Here is a 20,274-nt window from a genome sequence, read left to right as displayed (position 1 = left end):
GGACGCACCATAGGGAACACTGGCCTCATGCCGTCTCGAAGCGCCGCTCCAGGCGCGCGGTCAGCCGGTCGATCGGATAGCAGTAGAGGAAGAAGCACAGCAGGGCGAAGCCGTAGAGGGGAGCGAACAGTTCCGGCCGGCCCCCTTCGGCGGCGTGAACCTGCGCCGTCAATGTCAGCATCTCGGTGACGCCGACGATGGAGGCCTGCACCGTCGCCATGGCGATCAGGGCGTAGACGTTCATCCAGGGCGGCAGCATGCGCTTGAGGCATTGAGGCAGGATGATCCGGAACAGCGTCTGCCGCCGGGTGAAGGCCAGGGATTCGGCCGCCTCCCACTGGGTGGCCGGCACCGAGCGCACGGCGCCGCGCACGATCTCGGCGACATTGGCCATCACCGGCAGCGCGAACCCCACCGTCGCCTTGACCCAGTCGGGCAGCGGCACGCGCAAGCCGAACACCGTGACCTGGAACGGCACGAGAAACATCACGAAGAACAGCAGCACCAGCCAGGGCACGTTGCGGAAGACCTGCGTCACGCCCCAGGCGATGCGGCGCAGGACCGGCCCCTCGCTCACCAGGGCGAGTCCCAGCCCAAGACCCGCCCCCGTGCCGAGGAGCATCGCCACGAGCGAGATCGCGACGTTGAAGGCAAAGCCCGTCAGCAGCAGCGGCGCCCAGCGCAGGACGACCTGGAGCGGCGACAGCACGGCGTCCGGCCCTTGCGCGAAGGCCGGCACCACGAGCACGAGGCCAGCGAGCCACGCCCCGAGGAGCCACGCTTGAGTCGGGCGGAGGGCGAACCGGGTCCGCGTGCGCGAGACCCGGAACGGCAGCAGGACCGGCAGGTCGCCGGCACTCGGTGGTGCCGCCCTCACCGGCTGTATCCCGGGATCCGGAGGGCCCGCTCCCAGCGATGCATGATCCAGACAAGCACGCCGACGAGGACCGCGTAGGTCGCCAGCAGTACGATCATCATCTCCAGCACGTTCTGCGATTCCGACCAGATCTGCTTCACTGCGTACAGCGTCTCGGGCACCGCAATGGCGTAGGCCAGGGTGGTGGTCTTCAGGAGGTTGATGAGGTTGTTGTTGAGTGCCGGCAGACAAACGCGGAGAGCGAGCGGCAGCACGATGTAGAGGTAGGCCTTCAGGCGGGTATAGCCGAGGGCCTCGGCCGCCTCGATGGTGGTACGCGGCACCGCCTCGATGCCGGACCGGAAGATCTCGACGTTGAAGGCTCCGGCGAACAGCGACAGCGAGACGATGGCCCATTGCACGTTGTCGAGGATCGGCACGCGCAGGCCGTCGGCGGTCTGGGCGGCCGGCAGCAGGGTGCCCAGCCCGAAGTAGAAAAAGAAGATCTGCACCAACGGCGGCGTGTTGCGGAACACCACGACGAAGCCGTTCACGACTCCGCGCAGGAGCCGCGACGGACCACCCTGGAGGAGTGCCCCAACGGCGCCGATGACGAGACTGGCCAGAATCGTTGTCACCGCCAGCAGCAGGGTCGTCTTCAGGCCGTTGACGTAGCGGTCCCAATCATAGGGGTCGTAGAAGACCGTGAAGTTGAAGCCCGTCGTGTCGTAAAGGGTCCGGAACCAGTTCGGAACGGCGTCCATCGTGCTCCTCAAGACGGCGAGTCGATCGGCCCGGCGCGGAATGCCTCACGAAACTCCCGACCGTGGCCGGTTCTCACCCTGCCCCCTACCGCGCAGCGGGAGTTTCGTGAGAGACACTCAGTTGGTCGCGTTCTTGTACTTCTCGTGCATCGCCTTCGAGTATTCCGTCGGCTCGATGCCCCACTTTTTCTCGCCCTCGACGATGAAACCGGATTTCATCCAGTCTTTGGTCGTGGCCTCCATCATCGTCTGCAGCGAACTGTTACCCGGCGCCACCGCCATCATCCAGGGGGCGTCGAAGATGCCCTTCAGCGGCAGGGCGTAATCCGCCTTCCAGTCGGCGTCGAGGAGCTTCCCCTGCAGCATGCTCTGATCGTAGACGTAGCCGAGGCAGTTGCCCTGCTTGAGGGCGAAGAGCGGCTTCTCCGAGCCGTCGAAAGCGACGATCTCGACACCGTAGGTACGGGCCACGTCCTTGTTGTACCAGGCGCCGGAGGTGGCGCAGAGGGGCTTGCCCTTCAGCTGCGCCCAGTCGGTGATGTTGGCCTTCTTGGGCAGCATCACGTTGACGAAGTCGGAATAATATTGCGGGTCGATGGCCTGCACGACGCGGCGGCGCTCCGGCTTGTCCGAGATCGTAGCGATGAGGAGGTCGACCTTGCCCTGCTGCAGGAACTCGATCCGGTTGGAGGAGACCACCGGCACGAGTTCGAGCTTCACGCCGAGGCGCTTGGCGACGTCGGCGGCGAGATCCGGTTCCAGCCCGATGATCGCTCCGCTCGGATCGCGGAAGCCGAAGGGACGGTAATCCGCCTTCACACCGACGATGAGCGTCCCGCGCTGCTTGATCGCCTCGATTCCATCCGCGGCCGTGGCCAAAGAGGCTGAAAGCAATGTTGCCGCTGCAAGCAGACTGGAGCCGAGGAACGCTATTGTCGGCTTGCGCATGAAACGACACCTGTTCTTGGGACATCCGGGTCGACCGGGTACGAGACCCGGGTGCCACGATCCCTCGCCAGAGAGACTGCCTTGTCCGGTCCAAGCGGGTCAAGCAATCGGCAGGCCATCACTGTGGGGATCGGTCGAACCGCGCGAGCGAATACGGTTCGAGATCGATGCGCCCGCTCGCCCGAGACATCTCGTTTGCCACGGCCTCGCCGATCCCGGCCGAGTGCTTGAAGCCGTGCCCTGAGCAGGCGGAGACGACGAGGACCCGGTCCATCCGCGGGTGGCGGTCGATGATGAATCCGCGGTCGGGGGTCACGGTGTAGAGGCAGGCGGCGGCCTTGGTCACCCGCGCCGTCGCGCCGGCGAGCCGGCCCGCCACGTGGTGCCGATGCATCGCGGCGGATTCCTCGGGTCCCACGGCGCGGTCGAGGACATCGGCCCTCGTGGAGGTCTCGTACTGTTCGGTGGCGACCTTGACCTGGGCCTCGCCCGGCAGAGGCGGGAATCCGTAGAGGTAGTCCGTTTCACCGGATCCATGCATCCAGATGAAGACCGGCGCCTCGGGGCCATAGGCCGAGGCGTCATCGAGGGCGTACCAGTGCAGGAGCTGGCGGTTGACCGTGAGCAAGTCCGTGAAAGGCGAGCCCAGGAGGGGCGCGGTCCAGGCTCCCGCCGAGACGACCACCTGATCGGCCAGGACGACGCCACGGTCGGTCTCGATCCGGACTCCGCCCGGCTCTTGGAGGATCGACAGCACCGTCGTCCCGGTGCGGATGTCGGCGCCGAGCTCACCGGCGCGGCGCAGTTGCGCGGCGATGCAGCGTTCGGGGCGAACGTAACCGCCGCCAGGCTCATAATAGGCCTTCTCGTCGCCGTTGAGATTCAGGAATTGCGGGAAGCGGCGCGCGATCTCGCCTGCGTCGAGGACCTCGTGCGGGATCGCGAAGGCCCGCGCGGCATCGATCGAACGCCCGACGAAATCCGGCTTGCCGTGATGGGAGGTGTCACCGCTGCCCGGCCCCAACACCAGGGCGCCGCAGGCGGTCAACAGGGTCTCCCCGGTCTCCGCCTCCAGAGCGCGCCAGATCCGGTGCGAAGCCAGGACGAAGGGGACGTAGTCGCGGCCCTCGCCGACGGCCTGCCGGGTGATGCGGCTCTCGCCGTGACTCGACCCCAGGGCATGCGGCGGGGCGAAGCGATCGAGGCCGACCGCCTTCGCGCCCCGCAGCCCCAGTTGATAGAGGGCCGCGCTGCCCATGGCGCCAAGGCCGACGACGGCGATGTCAAAACGGTCTTCCATCGCAGGATGCGCTCCGGTTGATACTCAAGCCGATTCTCTGCAACGCATGCGAAACCCCGATCTTCCGACGGAAGATCGCTACCGAGCGCGGGACGGATCGATCACCAGGATATACTCGCACGGGTCCGTGCCGAGATTCGTGAAAGCGTGACCCGCATCGGCTTCGAAATACAGGCTGTCCCCCGTCTCCGCGATCACGGTCCGGTCACCGATCACGGCGCGCAGGCGGCCGCGCAGGATGTAGATGTATTCCGAGACGCCGGGGCGATGGGCCGTGAACTCGCCCGTGCTGCCACCGGGCGGCAGGGTGTTCAGGACCAGATCGATGCCTCGGCCCGGTAGGACCGGCGACAGGCAGCGACGCAGGAAGCCCGATTCTTCGTCCCGAAGGATGGGCTGGCGACGCGCCGGGATCAGCAGGACCTCGAGTTCGGTCGCTGGGGACATCAACCGCGAGAAGGTCACGCCGAGCGCCTCGGCCAGGCGGGAGAGCACAGCGGTTGAGGGCACCGCCTCGGCCCTCTCGATCTTCGAGATCATTGAGCGGCTCACGCCGGAGCGCGTCGCGAGCGCCTCCAGGGAAAGGTGGAGCTCCCTGCGGCGGCGACGGATCTCCTCGGACACATAGATCTGGGGACTCGTTTCTGCCGCTGTCTGAGCCGGGGCAACCATCTCCCTCACCGACATGCCGTCATCCACTCCCATCCTCCCGGTAGACCGGCAGTAGGGCCGTTCGGGTCAGCTTCGCCCCTGAATAGGGGATCGTCCCGACGTTTGCACGCGCCCCATCCCGCGACGTCCCGGCTTTCGCCGCACGGCCGGGCGCCGTCATGCGCGCCCGGGGCGCGCCAAACGATCGCTGCAGCATCTGGCATGGCGATTGCCTCCACATCAGTGGAATTTTCTCCAGTTCTGTGGAGGGTCGAAGGCCATGGCGAGTACGGCGATTGTGATGGAAACCGAAGGCGGTCTCGACCGGAACGAGGTGTCCCTCGCGGACCGACGGCAGATCGTCTGGTCGAGCGTGATCGGCACGACTGTCGAATGGTACGACTTCCTGATCTACGGCACGGCCAGTGCCCTCGTGTTCAACAAGCTCTTCTTTCCGAGCATCGACCCCGTCGTCGGGACGATCGCCGCCTTCGGCTCTTACGCTGTCGGATTTCTGGCACGCCCCCTGGGCGGCATCGTCTTCGGCCATTTCGGCGACAAGATCGGCCGTAAGGCCATGCTGTCCCTCACGATCATGATCATGGGCCTCGGCACCTTCCTGATCGGCTGCCTGCCGACCTATGCGCAGATCGGCGTCTGGGCACCGATCCTGCTCGTCACCCTGCGGCTGGTCCAGGGCATCGGCATCGGCGGGGAATGGGGCGGCGCGGTCCTGATGGTGGTCGAGAGCGTACCGGCCCATCGGCGCGGCTTCTTCGGGAGCATCGTCCAGCTCGGCTATCCCCTGGGCGTCATCCTCTCCATCGGAGCCTTCGCCCTGACGGGTCTGATGCCCGAAGCCGAGTTCCTGGCCTGGGGCTGGCGCCTGCCGTTCCTCGCGAGCGCCTTCCTCGTCGGCGTCGGACTCTTCATCCGGCTTCGCCTGCACGAGACGCCCTCGTTCCAGCGTGTGAAAGAGCGCGCCGCCGTTGCCAAGATCCCGGTCGTCGAGATCCTCACCGAGCACCCTCGGACCTTCCTTAAGGCCGTCGGCCTGAAAGTGTCGGAGATCGCCTATGTCAGCATCGTCACGGTGTTCTCGATCTCCTACGTGACGGGGAAACTCGGCCTGCCGCGCAGCATCATCCTCAACGGCATCCTGGTCGCGGCGATCATCGAACTCTTCACGATTCCTGTCTTCGGATGGCTCTCGGACCGCTACGGCCGCCGCACCCTGTTCGTCGTCGCCTGCTTGTTTTCCATCGTCTTCGCTTTCCCGCTGTTCCAGCTTCTCGACACCCGCGATCCGACCATCATCACGCTGACCGTCGCGGTGGCGCTGAGCTTCGGCCAGGGCATCATGTTCGGGACGGGGGCGGCCTGGATGTCGGAGCTGTTCGATGCGCGCCTGCGCTACAGCGGCGCCTCGCTTGGCTTCCAAGTCGGAGCGGCCCTGAGCGGCGGCTTCACCCCGCTCATCGCCGCCGCCCTGCTGACCTGGAGCAGCGGCGCGACCTGGCCGATCTCGGTCTACCTGATCGTGCTGGCCTGCGTGACGCTGGTCGCCGCGTTCCTCTCACCCGAGACCGCGCGGCGGCAGATCGACTGAGCGACCGCCTCTTTGCGATGTTCGGAGTCGCGAACTGCGAAACGCCGCTCGCGGCTCCTTCACAGTGGATAATTATCTAGTATCGTAGACATGTTGTGGAGCCGCGCCGGCTTCGAGGAGGACGGATGAACAGGACGATCATCAAGACGGACAAGGCTGCTCCGGCCGCCGGTCCCTATGCCCAGGCCACACGCGTCGGCGATCTCGTCTTCGCCTCCGGGCAACTCCCGATCAACCCGGAGACGGGCGGGTTTCCCGACGGCATCGCGGCGCAGACCAGGGCCTCCCTGGCCAATCTCTCGGCGGTTCTGGAGGCGGGTGGCGCGAGCCTGGCGACGGTCGCCAAGACGACCGTGTTCCTCAAGGACATGAACGACTTCGCCGCCATGAACGCGGTCTATGCGGAGCACTTCCCCGGCGATGCCCCGGCACGCTCGACGATCGAGGTCGCCCGGTTGCCCCGCGATGCCATGGTCGAGATCGAAGCCATCGCCCTCGCGACACAGTCGGAGGCCACGCGATGACGGACGCATCAGCCCCCCGCATGGTCGAGGCATTCGCGCACCCGGCCGGTTCGATCGCTGTCGGCGTGCCGGGTGGAGCCGTGGGATGGCGGGGCAGCCTGCTCAACATCCATACCGCTTCGGCAGCGAGCTACGAGATGGAAGAGCGCGCCGAGGCCCGGTGCGTCGCCGGGCGCGGCATCGAGGGCGACCGCTACTATCTCGGTTCGGGCACCTATTCGCCCAAGCCCGACACCCGTGAGGTGACGCTGATCGAGCAGGAGGCGCTGGACGCGATCAACCGGAACGACCCGCCGCTACAAAGCGGTCCTCTGCACATCGCGCCGATCGACCACCGCCGCAACCTCACGGTTCGGGGCGTCCCACTGAACCACCTCGTGGGACGTCGCTTTCGCGTGGGCGAGGTGATCCTGCGCGGCGGACGGCTCAACTTTCCGTGCAAGTACCTCGAGGAACTCCTGGGCCAGCCGGTCTACCTGCCTCTCTACAACCGCTCGGGCCTCAATTGCGGGATCGAGCGCGGGGGGATCATCCGGGTCGGCGACACCATCGAGATGGCGGACTAGGTCGTGAGCGCACGCCTCGTCATGAAGATGCAGGTCGCAGCGGCTATGGCGACGACGCCCGACGTGCTGCATCTCACCCTGGTTCATCCGCGACGGCCGGAGCTCCCGTCCTGGACAGCCGGTGCCCACCTTGATCTTCGGCTGCCGGATGGACGCGTGCGCCAGTACTCGCTCTGCGGCGACCCTGCGGATCGCACGCGATACGAGATCGCGATCAAGCGCGAGGAGGCGGGACGCGGGGGTTCGACTTGGGTGCACGGCAACGTCACCGTCGGCGCGGTCGTCGACGTCTCAGCACCCCGTAACAACTTCCCCCTCGCACACGACGGACGGCGCCATATTCTCGTGGCGGGTGGGATCGGCGTGACGCCGCTCCTCGCCATGGCACGCACGCTTGCGGCGGAAGGAGCGGACTTCGCGCTTCATGTCTGTGCGCGCTCCGCCACCCATGCGCCTCTCCTCGCGGACGTCCGCGCGATCTGCGGTGACCGACTGCAGGGCTGGTTCGCCGATGAAGGTCGACGCCTCGATCCGACGCATCTCTGCGACTTCACGGTGGACACGCACGTCTATGCCTGTGGCCCGCGGCGTCTCACCGACGCCGTCCAGTATGCCCTCGACGCTCAGGGCTGGCCGCCGGAGCAGGTCCATGTGGAGCACTTCGCCCCCCTCTCGGACGAAACCTTCAAGCCCGAGCCGTTCGAGGCGCGCATCGCATCCACAGGCACCCTGCTTCACGTGCCTGCAGACCGTTCGCTCCTCGACATCCTGCGGGAGCACGGCGTCTCTCAGCCCGCCTCGTGCGAACTCGGAGTCTGCGGCGCCTGCGAGTGCGGCTACCGCGATGGCACGGTGATCCATCGCGATACCGTGCTCTCGGTCGGGAAACGCAAGAACCGAATGACCCCGTGCGTCTCGCGCGCGGAAGGGAGCGTGATCCTCGATCTCTAAGCGATGGTGGGGAGGCGACTTTCGAACGCGATCAACCGCCTGGACCCAGCATGACCGAGATCGAGACCGATATCTTCCTGGCCGACCTGTATGCATTGGGGGAACGTCTGCTTCCGGGCAGGCGGCCAACTTCCACTTATGGCGCAAACCCGAAGCTCACGAGCTCCCTTCATTGGCGTACCGGGCCATGCACCTAAGGGCTCAGTCTACAGCGCCATCGACAGCATGCGGCGGTCCGCCACACCAAGAATCAACGCGGCGCTTTAAATTTCAGGCGGGCCAACGTGAATCCCCTCTGTCGGCTTTCCCGAGCGCAGAGGACACTCGCAATGCCTTCGACATTCGCCCGCGCGGCGACTTCCCGCTGGGTTAAGCCCGCTCGCCGCCGTTTGCGGATATCGGTTTGGCAGCCATCGGGGCTCTACTCACGTCAAGCGCTTCCGCAGTTCTGAGACTCGAAGGTCGCTTCCAGGGACGTGGCGACGGCCGCCTCGAACTCCAAGTGCTCGCCCTCGATAGAGATGACGAGAACAGCGCGTATCTGGTGATCGTGGATACTGCGATCCCGAACCAATGCATTGGCAAAATTCGCGGTACCGATAGGAAGCTGGACGCGAGCACTCTTCGTCTCAGGGTGAAGGCGGGCGAGCCCAACGAGGTCTGCGAGATCACGGTTCGCTACAACGGCGATCGCAGCCGCGTGCAGGTGACTTCGGAAAACTGCGACCACTTCCACGGACCGTCCTGTGACTTCGGCGGCACCCTCAAGCGGCGCTGAACGAGTAGCGATGGGGTCAACCCCCATCGACACCATCCGGCCAAGTAGCCCGGCAGCACGCCTCCCACCCCATCAGGAATCTGATCTCCCATGAAGCGGACGATGATCGCGCTCGCCCTTGCCATGCGGTCAGCCGAGGCAGCGCTAGCCAACCCACCCGTCGACGACGTGAACGCGGGGCATTGCCTCGAACTGAAGATCAACGGACAAGCCGCCTCCTGCAACAACGACCTCCGGCTCGTCGACGACGGCAAGACCGGCGTGAAGATGGTCGTCGGGTTCACGACGGCGCAGACGCCCGACATGAAGAACGGCTAGCCGTTGATCATGGCCGTATGCTTGGTTCGCCGCAGGTCCGCTGAGGGTGATTTGCCGCCGACGCGCTTCGATTTTTCGCAACGTTAATCTGCCGTAAAATCCTTAGATACTAAATTAGCGAAATATAGTCCAAAGCTAAAATCTCCACAACATGCCTATCAATAGTATAGACATATCTAGGATCACCCGCCGGTCTCAGACATCTTTCTCGCGAGTTGAGTGGCTGCGCCACGGCTCAAAACGAAATCGTGGCCTTTGGGCTTACGGCCGAGGGCCACGTCGATGATTCTCACGAGATCGTCGTCCGTGCCGCCGGTTCGCAGGAGTGTCCGCAGGTCCGTCGCGTCGTCCTGGCCCAGGCACGTGTGCAACGTGCCCGACGCCGTGATCCGTACCCTGTTACAATCCGCACAAAAGTTGTGCGTGTGCGGGGTGATGAAACCGATCAGGCCGCCCGTCTCCGCGACACGCGCGTAGCGGGCCGGGCCGCCGCTTCGCATCGGGACGTCGATGAGCGTCCAGCGCTCCTCGATCCGCCGGCGCAAGGCGTCCAGGGGGAGGTACTGATCGAGGCGATCGATGCCGACATCACCGAGCGGCATGGTCTCGATGAGGCTCAGGGTCATGCTTCGGTCGTGGGCGAAGGCGACGAGCTCGTCGATCTCGCCCTCCGTCCCGTCCTTCAATGCGACCGCGTTGAGCTTGACCGCGAGCCCCGCCGCGCGGGCCGCGGCGATCCCCTCCAGCACCTTGGCGAGGGAACCGCCACGGGTCAGCATCCGGAAGCGCTCCGGGTCGAGGGTGTCGAGCGAGACGTTGATCCGGCGCACCCCCGTCCGGGCCAGATCATCGGCGAAGCGGGCGAGTTGCGTTCCGTTCGTCGTGAGGGTCAGTTCGCGCAGCGAGCCGTCCCGGAGCGGCTGCGAGAGTTCCTCGAACAGGCCGAGGATGCCGGGCCGCACCAGCGGCTCCCCCCCGGTGATGCGCAGCTTGTCGATGCCGCGGGCAATGAACAAACGCGCCAACCGAGCCAATTCGTCCAGGCTGAGGATGTCCCGTCGAGAGCGAAAGGTCATGTCCTCCGACATGCAGTAGACGCAGCGCAGGTCGCACCGGTCGGTGACCGAGAGACGCAGATAAGTCACGCGTCGTCCGAAGCTGTCGATGAGCCCGCAGGTCGAGGCCGCACTCTGTGCTGCCATCTCAAGCAGCCACGCCCGCGACCGCGAGCATCTCTGCGCGCGTCACGAACTTCTCGCGGGGTTTTCCGGCCGCTCGGCCACGGGCGGCTTCGGCGGCTTCGATCCGGCGCCAGGCGGCATAATCGAGGGTGTGCCCGGTCCGCTTCGCGAGGCTGGCCACCAGGGCATCCGCGCTCCCGATCGGAGCCGGCAGAGACGCGAGGTCGGCGAGCAAGGCCGTGGCCGTCTCCACGCCACAGGCGCGATTCGTCCCGATCGTGCCGTGGGGGCCGCGCTTGCTCCAGCCGCAGGTGTAGAGGCCGGGCACCGGCACGCCCTCCGCCTGAATCCGCCCACCGAGATTGGCGTGAATGCCCGCCCGCGCATCGTAGGGGACGCCCGGCACCGGCGCGGTCCGGCGCCCGATGCTGGAGATGACGAGGCCGCAATCGAGGTCGATCGTTCTGTCCGAGCCGGGCCGGCGCAGCTGCAGGCTTTGCACGTGGTCCTTGCCTGCCAGGCGGACGGGCTCCAGCCCGAAACGGATCAGACAACGCCGCCGCTTGCCCGTACCGCCCTGTGCGTCGGCGAAACCACGCAGGATCGGAGCGACGGCGCGTGCCTCCACGCCGGCGTCGATCGACGGCTCCGGAATGCCCTCGGGCAGATCATCGGGGTCGAGCCCCGTTTCGCAATCGAGCAGATCGCCGAACTCACCGAGTTCCTTGGGGGAGAAGCGTGCGCGCTCGACGCCGCCGCGCCCGACGATCTGAACCTCCCGGATCCGGCTCTCCGCCAAGGCGTTCAGCGCATGGGCCGCGATATCGGTATGGCGCAACTCGTCAGCGGTCTTGAGGAGGATGCGGGCCACGTCGAGCGCCACGTTGCCGTGTCCGATCACCACCGCCCGCTCCGCCGAGAGATCGAAGCTCAAGTGGGCCGCGTCGGGATGACCGTTGTACCAGCCGATGAACGCGCCCGCCTGATGGCTGCCGGCCAGATCCTCGCCGGGAATGCCCATTCGCCGGTCCAGGGAGGCGCCGTTCGCCAGGATGACGGCATGATAGCAGGCGCTGAGTTCGGCCACGCCGACATCGGCCCCGACCTCGACCCCGCCGATGAAGCGGAAGCCGGGGAGGCCGGCGATCCGGTCGAACACCGTGGTCACCTGCTTCAACTTCGGGTGGTCCGGCGCGACGCCGAACCTGACCAGCCCGAACGGAGCGGGCAGGCGCTCGAACATGTCCACTGCCACCGGCACGCCGGAGCGCAGGAGCGCTTCGGTCGCGTAGAAGCCGGCAGGACCGCTTCCGACCACTGCGATGCGGGCGAGCGCACTCATGAGGCCAGCCGCCTTGCCTGCTCGTCGGCGCCGGGCAACGGCGGAATCTTGGCGGCGATCACCGGGGTCTCGGCCGCCCGCAGGCGATTGATCTCGACCCAATCGGATTTGCCCGCCGGCATCTGCCAGGACGGGTGAATCGCGCCGACCGGGCAGATCGGCGCGCACCCGCCGCAATCGATGCAGTTCTCAGGGTCGATGTAGGTCATCTGCTCGTCGAGATGGAAGCATTCGACGGGGCAGACGGTGACGCATTCGGTGTAACGACACCCTCGACACGCATCGGTGACGACATAAGCCATGGACGTCTTACTCACTCTGGCATTGACGGGAGGCTGAGAGGGCCGTCAGGCGGCGGCTACGTCCACGAGCATGTCCGAGAAGGTCGGGGCACGGCCGAGATCGGCGAAGGCCGGGGGCGTCAGGGCGTGGACGGTCGGCCCGCGCTGGTTGGAGCGCTGCCAGAAGCCCGCCGGGGCAACGACCACCCCGCGCATCACGTCGGCCGACAGGGTGGCGAAGGCCTCGAAGGCGCCCCGTTCGTTGAACACGCGGATCGGCGTTCCCGCGCCGATGCCACGGGGCGCGGCATCCTCCGGGTGCAGGAGCACCGCCTGCTGCTCGCCCGCCTGCGCCACCTGAGCCGGAAGGTTACCGTAGTTCGAGTTCATGAACGCGTGGCTTTTCGGCGAGATCAGGCTGAGGGGGAAGCGCTCGGCCAGCGCCGGCGCGGTGCGGCGGCTCTCGTTCGGTGGCAGATAGTGCGGCAGCGGATCGACCGACTCACCCGCCTGATCGCCGCCATAGCCCTGGCGGAACAACGGCACTACGAAGTTTCCGCCTTCGGCCAGACTCGACTTGAACTCGCACTTGCCGGAGGCGGTCGGGAAGTTGCCATCGCGATGGGGCGCCCAGGAATCGGCCGCGTCCATCGTCAGACGCATGTAGCCCTTCTGTTTCAGCTCATCGAGCGTGATCCCGGCGAGGACCGGGCTCGACCAATCCATCGAGGCTTCGATCATCTCGTCGTCCGACCGGAAGAAGAACGGATCGTCGATCCCGAGCGCCTTGGCGAGTCGGCGGAACAGCTCGGTGTTGGGCACAGCTTCGCCGAGTGGGGCGATGGCTTGGTTGTTGTAGGACAGATACAGGTGCCCCCAGGAGAACATGATGTCCTTCTGCTCGAGCTGGGTCGTGGCAGGCAGCACGATATCGGCGTAGCGCGCGGTGTCGGTGAGGAAATGCTCGCTGACCACCGTGAACAGGTCCTCGCGTGCGAGACCGCGCTCGATCGTCTGCTGCTGCGAGACCATCGCCATCGGGTTTGCGTTGTAGACGAACAGCGCGCGGATCGGCGGATCGAGGGGCATCTCGCCGGTGAGAGCCGGGCCGAGGCGCCAGGAATTGATGACCCGCATCGATTCCGGCTGGAGATCCGGCCGCATCAGGCCGGCCCAATTCACGGGGAAGGCCCAGATCGGCAATTGGAGCAATCCACCGCCGACATGCTTCCAGGCGCCGATCAGCGCCGGAAGGCAGGCGATCGCCCGGACGGTCTGGCCGCCGCCCGCATGGCGCTCGACCGCCACGCCGATCCGCACCACGGCCGCCGGCGTCGTGGCGTATTCGCGGGTGAGTTTCAGGATGTCCTCGACCGGGATACCGGTCTCGGCCGAGGCGAATTCCGGCGTGTAGGCTTCACACCGCACGGCGAGCTCGTCGAACCCGATCGTGTGTTTGTCGATGTAATCGCGGTCCGTGAGCCCTTCCTTGATGATGATGTGCATCATCGCCATCGCCAGGGCGCCATCGGTGCCTGGCTGGATCGGGATGTGCCAATCGGCAAGTCGCGCCGTGCGGGTGCGGACGGGATCGATGACGACGAGCTTGGCGCCGTTGCGCTTGGCCTGCTCGATGAACGGCCAATGGTGCGAGTTGGTGCTGAGCGTGTTGCAGGCCCACAGGATGATGTATTTGGAGTGGACGAAACTCTCGGGGTCCACCCCCGGCGTATGCCCGATCGTCATCATGTAGGCGGTACAGGCCCCCGAATCGCAGAAGGTACGCTCGCAAACGGTGGCGCCGAGCTTGTTGAAGAGGGGATCGCCGACGTTGAGGCCGTTGATGATGCCCTGGGTGCCGAGATAGCTGTAGGGTAGGATCGCCTTGGCGCCGCTCTCGGCGATGATGGCCTTCCAACGGCCCGCGATCTCGTCCAGAGCCTCGTCCCAGGTGATGCGCGCGAACTGGCCGCTTCCCTTTGGACCGACGCGCTTCAGCGGATAGAGCACGCGCTGGTCGCTATAAACCCGGTTCTGGTAATCGTTGACCTTCACGCAGAGGCGCCCCTTGGTGAAGGGATGATCCGGGTTGCCCCGGACAGCGATCGCCTTGCCCTCCTCCACCGTCGTGAGGATCGAGCAGGTATCGGGGCAATCGTGCGGGCATGCGCCGATGACGACTTCGCGAGCCATATCCACTTTCCGGTTGAGTAACTCTGGAACAGGAGGAGAGCGTGCCAATAAACGAGGCCGCGGGCATTATCAGGACCTGCGCCTTCGTATTCCCCGACTGCGGTCCTCAAGCCCGGCGGAACGGGTGGTCTTTCCAGACCTCAGGCTCAATGGCGCGGTTTGTGCACCGGTTGGAGCAATTCCAAGTGCTGACGCGAGAGAGGGAGCCATGCTGGGCCATTCGGTCGACAAGTACGTGACAGGCCGGTTGCTCGACACCTCCAACGATTTGCGCTGGTCGACTCTGCACGCCGAACGCTGGAGCCATATGCCCGGCGAGCTCCCGTCCCTCACCCCACGCGATACCGAAATTGCCGTCCAGTTGGGCGGTCGCACCTTCGTCGAACGCGTCGGGGACGGACGGCGTCAAAAGACTCACGGCCATCGCGGCACGATTTGGCTCTGCCCGGCCGGGATCGAGGAAAACTATATCAATATTGCCGATCCGATGGTCGATTGCCTGCATATGTTCATGCCGGCTCACCCATTCGAGCAGACGATGCTGCGGGATCTCGACATAGACCCAGCCCGGTGTGAATTGCGCTACGATGTGATCCCGCAGGATCCTTTCATCGAATACGTTGCCTCTCGCGTCCTCGATGAAATGGAGCACGAAACCGCAGCCGGGCGTCTTCTCATCGAAACACTGGGAATCGCGCTGGCGGCCCATCTCGTGCATCGCTATTCGGCCGCGACCATCCGCATCCCGGAGAGCGGCGACAAGCCCCTCGATCGACGACGCCTGGAACGGGTCGAGAATTACATCACCGCTCACCTCTTCGAGGACTTTGCGGTCGCCGATCTGGCATCGGCCGCCTGCATGAGCGTGGCGCATTTCACCCGCAGTTTCCGCGCGGCGACGGGACGGACCCCATACGAGTATGTGAGTGGCCGCAGGCTCGAACGCGCCAAGCATCGGCTCATGACCGAGGATACACCGATCTCCGAGATCGCAGCGGCGATCGGCTTCTCGTCACAAGCGAATTTCACGCGCGCCTTTCGTAAGGTGATGGGCGTGACCCCAGCCCAGATGCGGGCCTCCGCGCAGAAATAGTCGCTGTGGTTTGCTCCGAAGAGACGTCTCCAGCCTCTGGAAATGGATGTGGTCCGCAAGACGACTGCAGATCAGAGGATCGATTGAGCGCTCTTCTTACTGCCCCGGCCATGACACGGAGCGTGGACGAGTTCCCGTCGGCCGGCCATCCCTTCGGATGGATCGAGACGATCAAATCGTTGCGAACGCCTGTTCCCCCTCGCGCGGCCGGCTTCAGCAGGAATCGAACAACGAAAGATGGTTGCGGATAAAGACCGCAGGCAGAAAATCCGGATGCTGACCCTGAAGAAAACCCCGACATTTGATCTGGGGTCGAGGGGTCTCTCATGAAATCAAGATTTGGCCTGAGCCTGATTTCGGCTGCTCTATCCACATGCATGAGCTTTAGCGCCGAGGCGCTCGAAGCGAATCCCGGTGATTACGAAAAGTTCCCCTCCGGGGCGACAATCGGATTGCTGTATTATCAGCATGGCCGTGGAGACGAAGCCTACGCGCGTGGTGCCAAAACGACATCAGATGCGAAGCTCGAGACGAATGTTGGCATCATCCGTCTGTTGCATGTTTATGAAATCGCCCCGGGCGTGACGGTCGACCCGCAATTCCTCCTCCCGGTTGGGGCGATCTCGACCGGCGGCGTGCTGTCACCCCTTGGATCGCCGGGCGGCGTGGGCGATCTCATCATGGCCACCGCCTTCAAGTTCAAACTCAATACCGAATTCAACGATGTCTTCGCCATCACACCTTATCTCATCGCCCCGACGGGGACGTATGACGAGAACAAGGCGCTGAATTTTGGAACCAATCGCTGGCAGGGGGTCATTCAAGCGGCCTACGTCAAGCACTTCAATCCGGTTTGGTCGCTCGACCTGATCGGCGATGTCGCCTTTTACTCGGACAACACACGCTACAACCTCGGCGGCATCGGTCGGCTCTCGCAGGACCCTCAATTCGAATTGCAGGCCTATCTGCGATACAAGATCAATCCTGCCTTGGAAGTCGGCGGCGGCCTCGGCGGTAAGATCGGTGGCAACCAATCCTTCGAGCAAACGTCACTGCGAAATTCACAGGCGACCCAATATGGCCGTCTCGCGGTCGCCTATTTTCCCGAGCCGACCCTTCAAATCCAAGCGATGATTGGCCAGGACTTCATTGTCGAAAATGGAACGAAACAGTCGACATTCCTCCAGCTGCGGATTGCAAAGATTTTCCCGTAAATTTAGCCATAATAGAACGGCAGATATTCAACTTGGCTATGAAAAATCGTCGCTTCGGCGAAAAAGATTACTCATGCCGCAGCATCCATCGGCGGCAAGACCGACACAATATCGGCTACGTCGCCGATATTGTCTTTCTGGACGTTGGTTTTTGGCAAATCCATCAAGCGCATATCCTGCCAGGCAGCGCTGATCTGGCGGAAAATATTCGAAAGACGTAAGCGCGCCCCCCTGCAGAGCATAGTATTATCCACTAAGCAGCTTTAGGGTCTGGGCGAGCGTGGGCCGGCGCACGCCATTCGTGCGTGGCCATCCGATTGTGCCGGGCGGCCGCGGCGGGGCAGGATCGTAGAGGGCCGCGTCGAGCCGCAGGCGGGTGATGACGGTGACGTGGCTGCGGCGCATCGCGTCGAGGAACCTGAGGGCCGAGAAGCCGCCGTCGCCCACCGGCACGAGGTCGCGCCCCGGCACCCAGCGGCGCGCCTGCAGGGCGAGTTGGCGACCGACGTCGAGCAGGGGCTTGTGCCGACGACCCTGCTGGCGGCAGGCACGCTCGGATGGCACCAGCGCGGTCAGGCCGAGGCCGAGGGCCTCGATGGCGGATCGACGGCCGGCGGCGATGTGGTTCGGGACGGCCGCGAACTCGACGCCGATCGTCTCGGCCTCCTCGTGGACCACGCGGTAACCGTACAGGATCCGGTCGGGGCGTCACGGCGTCAGGCGTTCCAGGCGGTGCGCCAGGATCGGGCCGAGATAGAGGCGCGCCGTGGCCGGAAGCTCGAGGCTGCGCCGCAGTACCGCCTCGGGCGGAAAGTAACGCTCAACTGCGGACCAGGACTCGGCGAGGAGGTCGGCGCGCGCGGCCGTGGAAGCCGCTGCCGCCGCAGGTGGGGCACCCCACCGCGCGGTGATAGTCGGTCCCTTCCGGCGCGGTCAGCCCGCGGGCGCGGCACAGGTCGCGCACCTCGGCGGTGCGCTCGGGAGCCGGCCGGCGGCACCGCTCGCACAGGCACCGGACGAGGACGCCGCGCAGGCTCGCGGCGATGAGGTAGGGCTCGACGCCCATATCGGCGAGGCGGACCACCGCGTCGGTGGCCGGGTTGGTGCGACTCAAAACCGGCAAGGTTCTCGCAACAAGGCAAGCAAACCTGCAGGCCACCATTCAGTCTTGCGGGTATATAATTTTGATAACCTAGAATTTTTCTCAAGTCTGCACAGCATTAAATCGAGGGCATTCACAATACCACATTGTGAATACCCTCGATTTTGTCCTCAGTTAAGAAATATCTGACGACCTACTTTTTAAGCGGCCCGAACTTCCAAGGGGGAGCACTTGCCAGGAGAGAGAGCGAGACGTCAGCACCGGTCGGAAGCTCGTTGAATGTCGCCTCGGGGATGCTGATCGTCATCGTCTTGCCGTCAGGCCCGATCGTGCCGCCGGGGATGGTCTTGTTACCCACTTTGAACCGGGGAAAGGCGTTGGTAAAAGGAAATGGCCGCTTCGAAGTGACCACGATGTCGACCATCGGTGCACTGCGCGATGCCCCTGCGGAGGTCGCCCGAGCGGAAGAGGGCTTGCGCACGATCGTCATGGTGTTGGCGTCGGCCGCGGGATCGTGCGGAGGCATGGAGATCGCCTGAACTTTGGCGGCGGCCATCCAAGCCGTAGGGCTCTTTGCCGAGCTCTGGGCAATGGCCTGTGCAGGCGCCGGATCGGATTTCAACAGCATCACGTCGCCAATATCCACGGTACCGATCTTTTGGTCATGGAAGGTAAAGCGTAGCGCCGTGATCTGACTCAGGTCTACCCCACTCAGAGCCGACAGCGGAACCTGGACGGTGTACAGAATCGGGTGAAGAGTATCCGACATTCCGACCGGCCGGCTGATGCGCACGTCCCGGCTGGTGAGATATGTCCTCGAGGCCTGGCCGTTGCCGTCGAGAAGCCGCACGCCGTAAGCAAACTCTCCGTCGGCCGAAGCGGGGAAGTCGCAGATCTCGCCGAAGCAGCGCAACGTGGTGCGGAACGAGAGGGTCTTGAACGCCGACATGTCCTTGGCTGGGCTGAAATTCACCTGAAACATCTTACTCAGATTGGAATTTGCGGTCCACGACACGGTCGCGACCCGGGCTTCCGGCTCGTGCTCGAACCACCACTCGGTACTGCCAGGACGCTGGTGCACCACCTCAACACCTCTGGACGTGGTGGGGATGCCGGTGTCGCTCTTGCCGGTCTGCTGTGAGAACGTCTCGAGTTTCTGCACAGCGTCGCCCACCGGTGCCGGCAGGTAACCTCGATCGACATTGGTAATGTCGAGGAGGGGCGACGGCAGTGAGTTGGCCGGGTCGAACTGCCCTGCCAGCGACGGGTCCGCCTTGGCGCCGACCGTGGCGCGGAAGAAGGGGATCAAGGTCTGAACAGCCGTCAGTTGCTGCGGCTTGGAGCGACCGGCCGGCTGAAAGAGGGCGTCGGTGCCGGAACAGCCCGGTGAATCCGACGTCTGCCATTCGGTGTTGTAGGCGTTATGGTTGGCGCCCCAAACATAGACGGTGCCGTGGAACGTCTTCGACGCGTCCGGCTTCCTGCTCAGGAAGGTGCGGTCGAAGACCTTCAAGCCCTGGAGGTTCAGAACGTCACCGTCACAGGCGGGCAGCAGGATCATGCTGTTGACCCCGTCTGCGTCGAGGACACGGTCAGTCTGACCATCGACAGGGCCGATCTCGAAGACCGACTTGATCGATAGGCCACGGATCAGAGCCGGGTAGGGACTGGCCGCGTCGCGAAACTGCTGGATCGCCGCGCGGGCCCCCTCGCCACCGCGGCTGTGCCCCATCAGGCCGACCTGCGACAGATCCATCGTTCCGAGCGGCTTGAACTTGAGCGTCTCCGGCACCGGGATCTTGCCGACCCCACTGTTCCAGTCGGACAAGAGCGCCAGATGACGCAAGATGAGCCGGCCGCGCATCAAGTTGAGTCCCCAATCCCCCTCGTCACCAATACCAGCAGTGATGCCGCGGTTCGCGTTGATGGAGACGACGATGTACCCCCACGAGGCGAGTTGCTTGGCCAGGTACTCGTAGCCAAGATGGTTCGGCACCACGACCTCGCCCGCCCCGCACTTGCCCGTATCCGTATAGGTAGCCCCGGAATCGACACGGACCTGGAGTTCCTTGTCGAATTTGCCGCAAGTGCCGTGGTTGCCGTGGAGGAATACCGCGACCGGGAGCGGTCCACCGGACAATTTCGTGGGCCTGTAGACCTCGGCCCAGAGATCGACCTTGCGGTCGGTGGCGACGAGCGGCTCGTCCCGACCGGCGAAACGGTACGACCCCGTAGTGACCGCGAAAGGACCGTCCTCAGCCTGGACGACCGTTGGAAGCGCGGTGCATACCGACGCAAGTGTAAAGACTGCGCATCGCAGCAAGGACTTCAACGACACAGGCTGGTCTCCAAACAACGAGAAAACTACATAGACGAAGAGCGGGACAGGCGGCGTTTATGCTTTATTTTTGAATGTTATACTTTGAGCATTTGAGCAGGTTTCTGCCGATGGCCCGCGTCAGTGGCCGCCGCGGCTGGCAGCGTTGCGGAAAGACTGCTTCGAAGCGCCGGCCAATATCTTGGATTGTCTGTTTCATGTGCGGATCCGATCTTCTTCAGACCCTGGCTGTTCTAGCCTTTCCACTGTCTCAAGCGTTCCTGCC

The 20,274-nt window shown here is 64.6% G+C and carries 20 protein-coding genes; 8 read left to right on the top strand and 12 right to left on the bottom strand.

What is annotated here, in order from left to right; all coding sequences use genetic code 11:
* Positions 1–25: 25 nt before the first annotated feature.
* The 5 genes from ASF08_RS04570 to ASF08_RS04550 all read right to left on the bottom strand — a co-directional run bounded on the left by ASF08_RS04570 (position 26) and on the right by ASF08_RS04550 (position 4,492).
* Positions 26–877 (bottom strand): amino acid ABC transporter permease, encoded by an 852-nt coding sequence (locus ASF08_RS04570; RefSeq protein ID WP_056141921.1) that lies wholly within the window; start codon positions 875–877, stop codon positions 26–28.
* Complete coding sequence (locus ASF08_RS04565; protein ID WP_056141920.1) at positions 874–1,620, bottom strand: amino acid ABC transporter permease; 747 nt, start codon at positions 1,618–1,620, stop codon at positions 874–876. The genes ASF08_RS04570 and ASF08_RS04565 overlap by 4 nt, the downstream gene beginning before the upstream one ends.
* A 117-nt stretch (positions 1,621–1,737) precedes the next feature.
* Positions 1,738–2,568, bottom strand: coding sequence for a transporter substrate-binding domain-containing protein (locus tag ASF08_RS04560; protein ID WP_056141917.1), 831 nt, complete (start codon positions 2,566–2,568; stop codon positions 1,738–1,740).
* A 118-nt stretch (positions 2,569–2,686) separates the two neighbouring features.
* On the bottom strand, positions 2,687–3,868 hold the full coding sequence (gene solA / locus ASF08_RS04555) for an N-methyl-L-tryptophan oxidase (protein ID WP_056141913.1): 1,182 nt from the start codon (positions 3,866–3,868) through the stop codon (positions 2,687–2,689).
* A 78-nt stretch (positions 3,869–3,946) separates the two neighbouring features.
* On the bottom strand, positions 3,947–4,492 hold the full coding sequence (locus ASF08_RS04550) for a helix-turn-helix domain-containing protein (protein ID WP_238254157.1): 546 nt from the start codon (positions 4,490–4,492) through the stop codon (positions 3,947–3,949).
* A gap of 328 nt (positions 4,493–4,820) precedes the next feature.
* On the opposite strand from ASF08_RS04550, the gene ASF08_RS04545 reads away from it, so the two are divergent.
* From ASF08_RS04545 to ASF08_RS04525, 6 genes are all read left to right on the top strand, one after another.
* Positions 4,821–6,128 carry an MFS transporter gene (locus ASF08_RS04545; protein WP_187273408.1) on the top strand — a complete coding sequence of 436 codons (1,308 nt, stop codon included), beginning with the start codon at positions 4,821–4,823 and terminating at the stop codon, positions 6,126–6,128.
* A 125-nt stretch (positions 6,129–6,253) separates the two neighbouring features.
* Positions 6,254–6,652 (top strand): Rid family detoxifying hydrolase, encoded by a 399-nt coding sequence (locus tag ASF08_RS04540; RefSeq protein WP_056141905.1) that lies wholly within the window; start codon positions 6,254–6,256, stop codon positions 6,650–6,652.
* Complete coding sequence (locus ASF08_RS04535) at positions 6,649–7,218, top strand: MOSC domain-containing protein (RefSeq protein ID WP_082473062.1); 570 nt, start codon at positions 6,649–6,651, stop codon at positions 7,216–7,218. Before ASF08_RS04540 ends, ASF08_RS04535 begins: the two co-directional genes overlap by 4 nt.
* 3 nt (positions 7,219–7,221) lie before the next feature.
* Entirely contained in the window at positions 7,222–8,169 is a 948-nt protein-coding gene (locus ASF08_RS04530; RefSeq protein WP_056141902.1) for a PDR/VanB family oxidoreductase, read from the top strand.
* Between the two features lie 403 nt (positions 8,170–8,572).
* On the top strand, positions 8,573–8,947 hold the full coding sequence (locus tag ASF08_RS24540; RefSeq protein ID WP_162238939.1) for a hypothetical protein: 375 nt from the start codon (positions 8,573–8,575) through the stop codon (positions 8,945–8,947).
* Between the two features lie 90 nt (positions 8,948–9,037).
* Positions 9,038–9,265: a hypothetical protein gene (locus ASF08_RS04525; protein WP_056141900.1), complete on the top strand. Its 228-nt coding sequence runs from the start codon at positions 9,038–9,040 to the stop codon at positions 9,263–9,265.
* Positions 9,266–9,447: 182 nt separating this feature from the next.
* On the opposite strand, the gene moaA is transcribed toward ASF08_RS04525, so the two are convergent.
* Genes moaA through ASF08_RS04505 form a run of 4 tightly spaced genes read right to left on the bottom strand, consistent with a single transcriptional unit; the run spans position 9,448 to position 14,262 of the window.
* Positions 9,448–10,467: a GTP 3',8-cyclase MoaA gene (gene moaA, locus ASF08_RS04520; protein WP_056141896.1), complete on the bottom strand. Its 1,020-nt coding sequence runs from the start codon at positions 10,465–10,467 to the stop codon at positions 9,448–9,450.
* Position 10,468: 1 nt separating this feature from the next.
* Entirely contained in the window at positions 10,469–11,788 is a 1,320-nt protein-coding gene (locus ASF08_RS04515; RefSeq protein ID WP_056141894.1) for an FAD-dependent oxidoreductase, read from the bottom strand.
* Complete coding sequence (locus ASF08_RS04510) at positions 11,785–12,090, bottom strand: ferredoxin family protein (protein ID WP_056141891.1); 306 nt, start codon at positions 12,088–12,090, stop codon at positions 11,785–11,787. The genes ASF08_RS04515 and ASF08_RS04510 overlap by 4 nt, the downstream gene beginning before the upstream one ends.
* A gap of 45 nt (positions 12,091–12,135) precedes the next feature.
* A complete protein-coding gene (locus ASF08_RS04505; protein ID WP_056141888.1) occupies positions 12,136–14,262 on the bottom strand; it encodes a molybdopterin-containing oxidoreductase family protein in 2,127 nt (708 codons plus the stop codon).
* Between the two features lie 208 nt (positions 14,263–14,470).
* Here ASF08_RS04505 and ASF08_RS04500 point away from each other — a divergent pair, with 208 nt between their 5' ends.
* The gene (locus ASF08_RS04500) at positions 14,471–15,355 is read left to right on the top strand and encodes a helix-turn-helix domain-containing protein (protein WP_056141884.1); all 885 of its coding nucleotides are present in this window, start codon (positions 14,471–14,473) and stop codon (positions 15,353–15,355) included.
* Between the two features lie 326 nt (positions 15,356–15,681).
* Entirely contained in the window at positions 15,682–16,569 is an 888-nt protein-coding gene (locus tag ASF08_RS04495; RefSeq protein WP_082473061.1) for a transporter, read from the top strand.
* A 246-nt stretch (positions 16,570–16,815) separates the two neighbouring features.
* On the opposite strand, the gene ASF08_RS04490 is transcribed toward ASF08_RS04495, so the two are convergent.
* From ASF08_RS04490 to ASF08_RS04480, 3 genes are all read right to left on the bottom strand, one after another.
* Positions 16,816–17,247, bottom strand: a complete 432-nt coding sequence (locus ASF08_RS04490) for a transposase (RefSeq protein WP_056141877.1) — start codon at positions 17,245–17,247, stop codon at positions 16,816–16,818.
* A 142-nt stretch (positions 17,248–17,389) separates the two neighbouring features.
* Positions 17,390–17,692, bottom strand: coding sequence for an ATPase, T2SS/T4P/T4SS family (locus ASF08_RS04485; RefSeq protein ID WP_147831839.1), 303 nt, complete (start codon positions 17,690–17,692; stop codon positions 17,390–17,392).
* 172 nt (positions 17,693–17,864) lie between these two features.
* Positions 17,865–20,003, bottom strand: a complete 2,139-nt coding sequence (locus tag ASF08_RS04480; protein ID WP_156629455.1) for a hypothetical protein — start codon at positions 20,001–20,003, stop codon at positions 17,865–17,867.
* Positions 20,004–20,274 lie beyond the last annotated feature (271 nt).

Origin of the sequence: Methylobacterium sp. Leaf85 (assembly GCF_001422125.1) — a bacterium.
Lineage (GTDB): Bacteria > Pseudomonadota > Alphaproteobacteria > Rhizobiales > Beijerinckiaceae > Methylobacterium > Methylobacterium bullatum.
The sequence above is the reverse complement of the archived record's forward strand: the minus strand, read 5'-3'. Positions and strand labels throughout refer to the sequence as shown.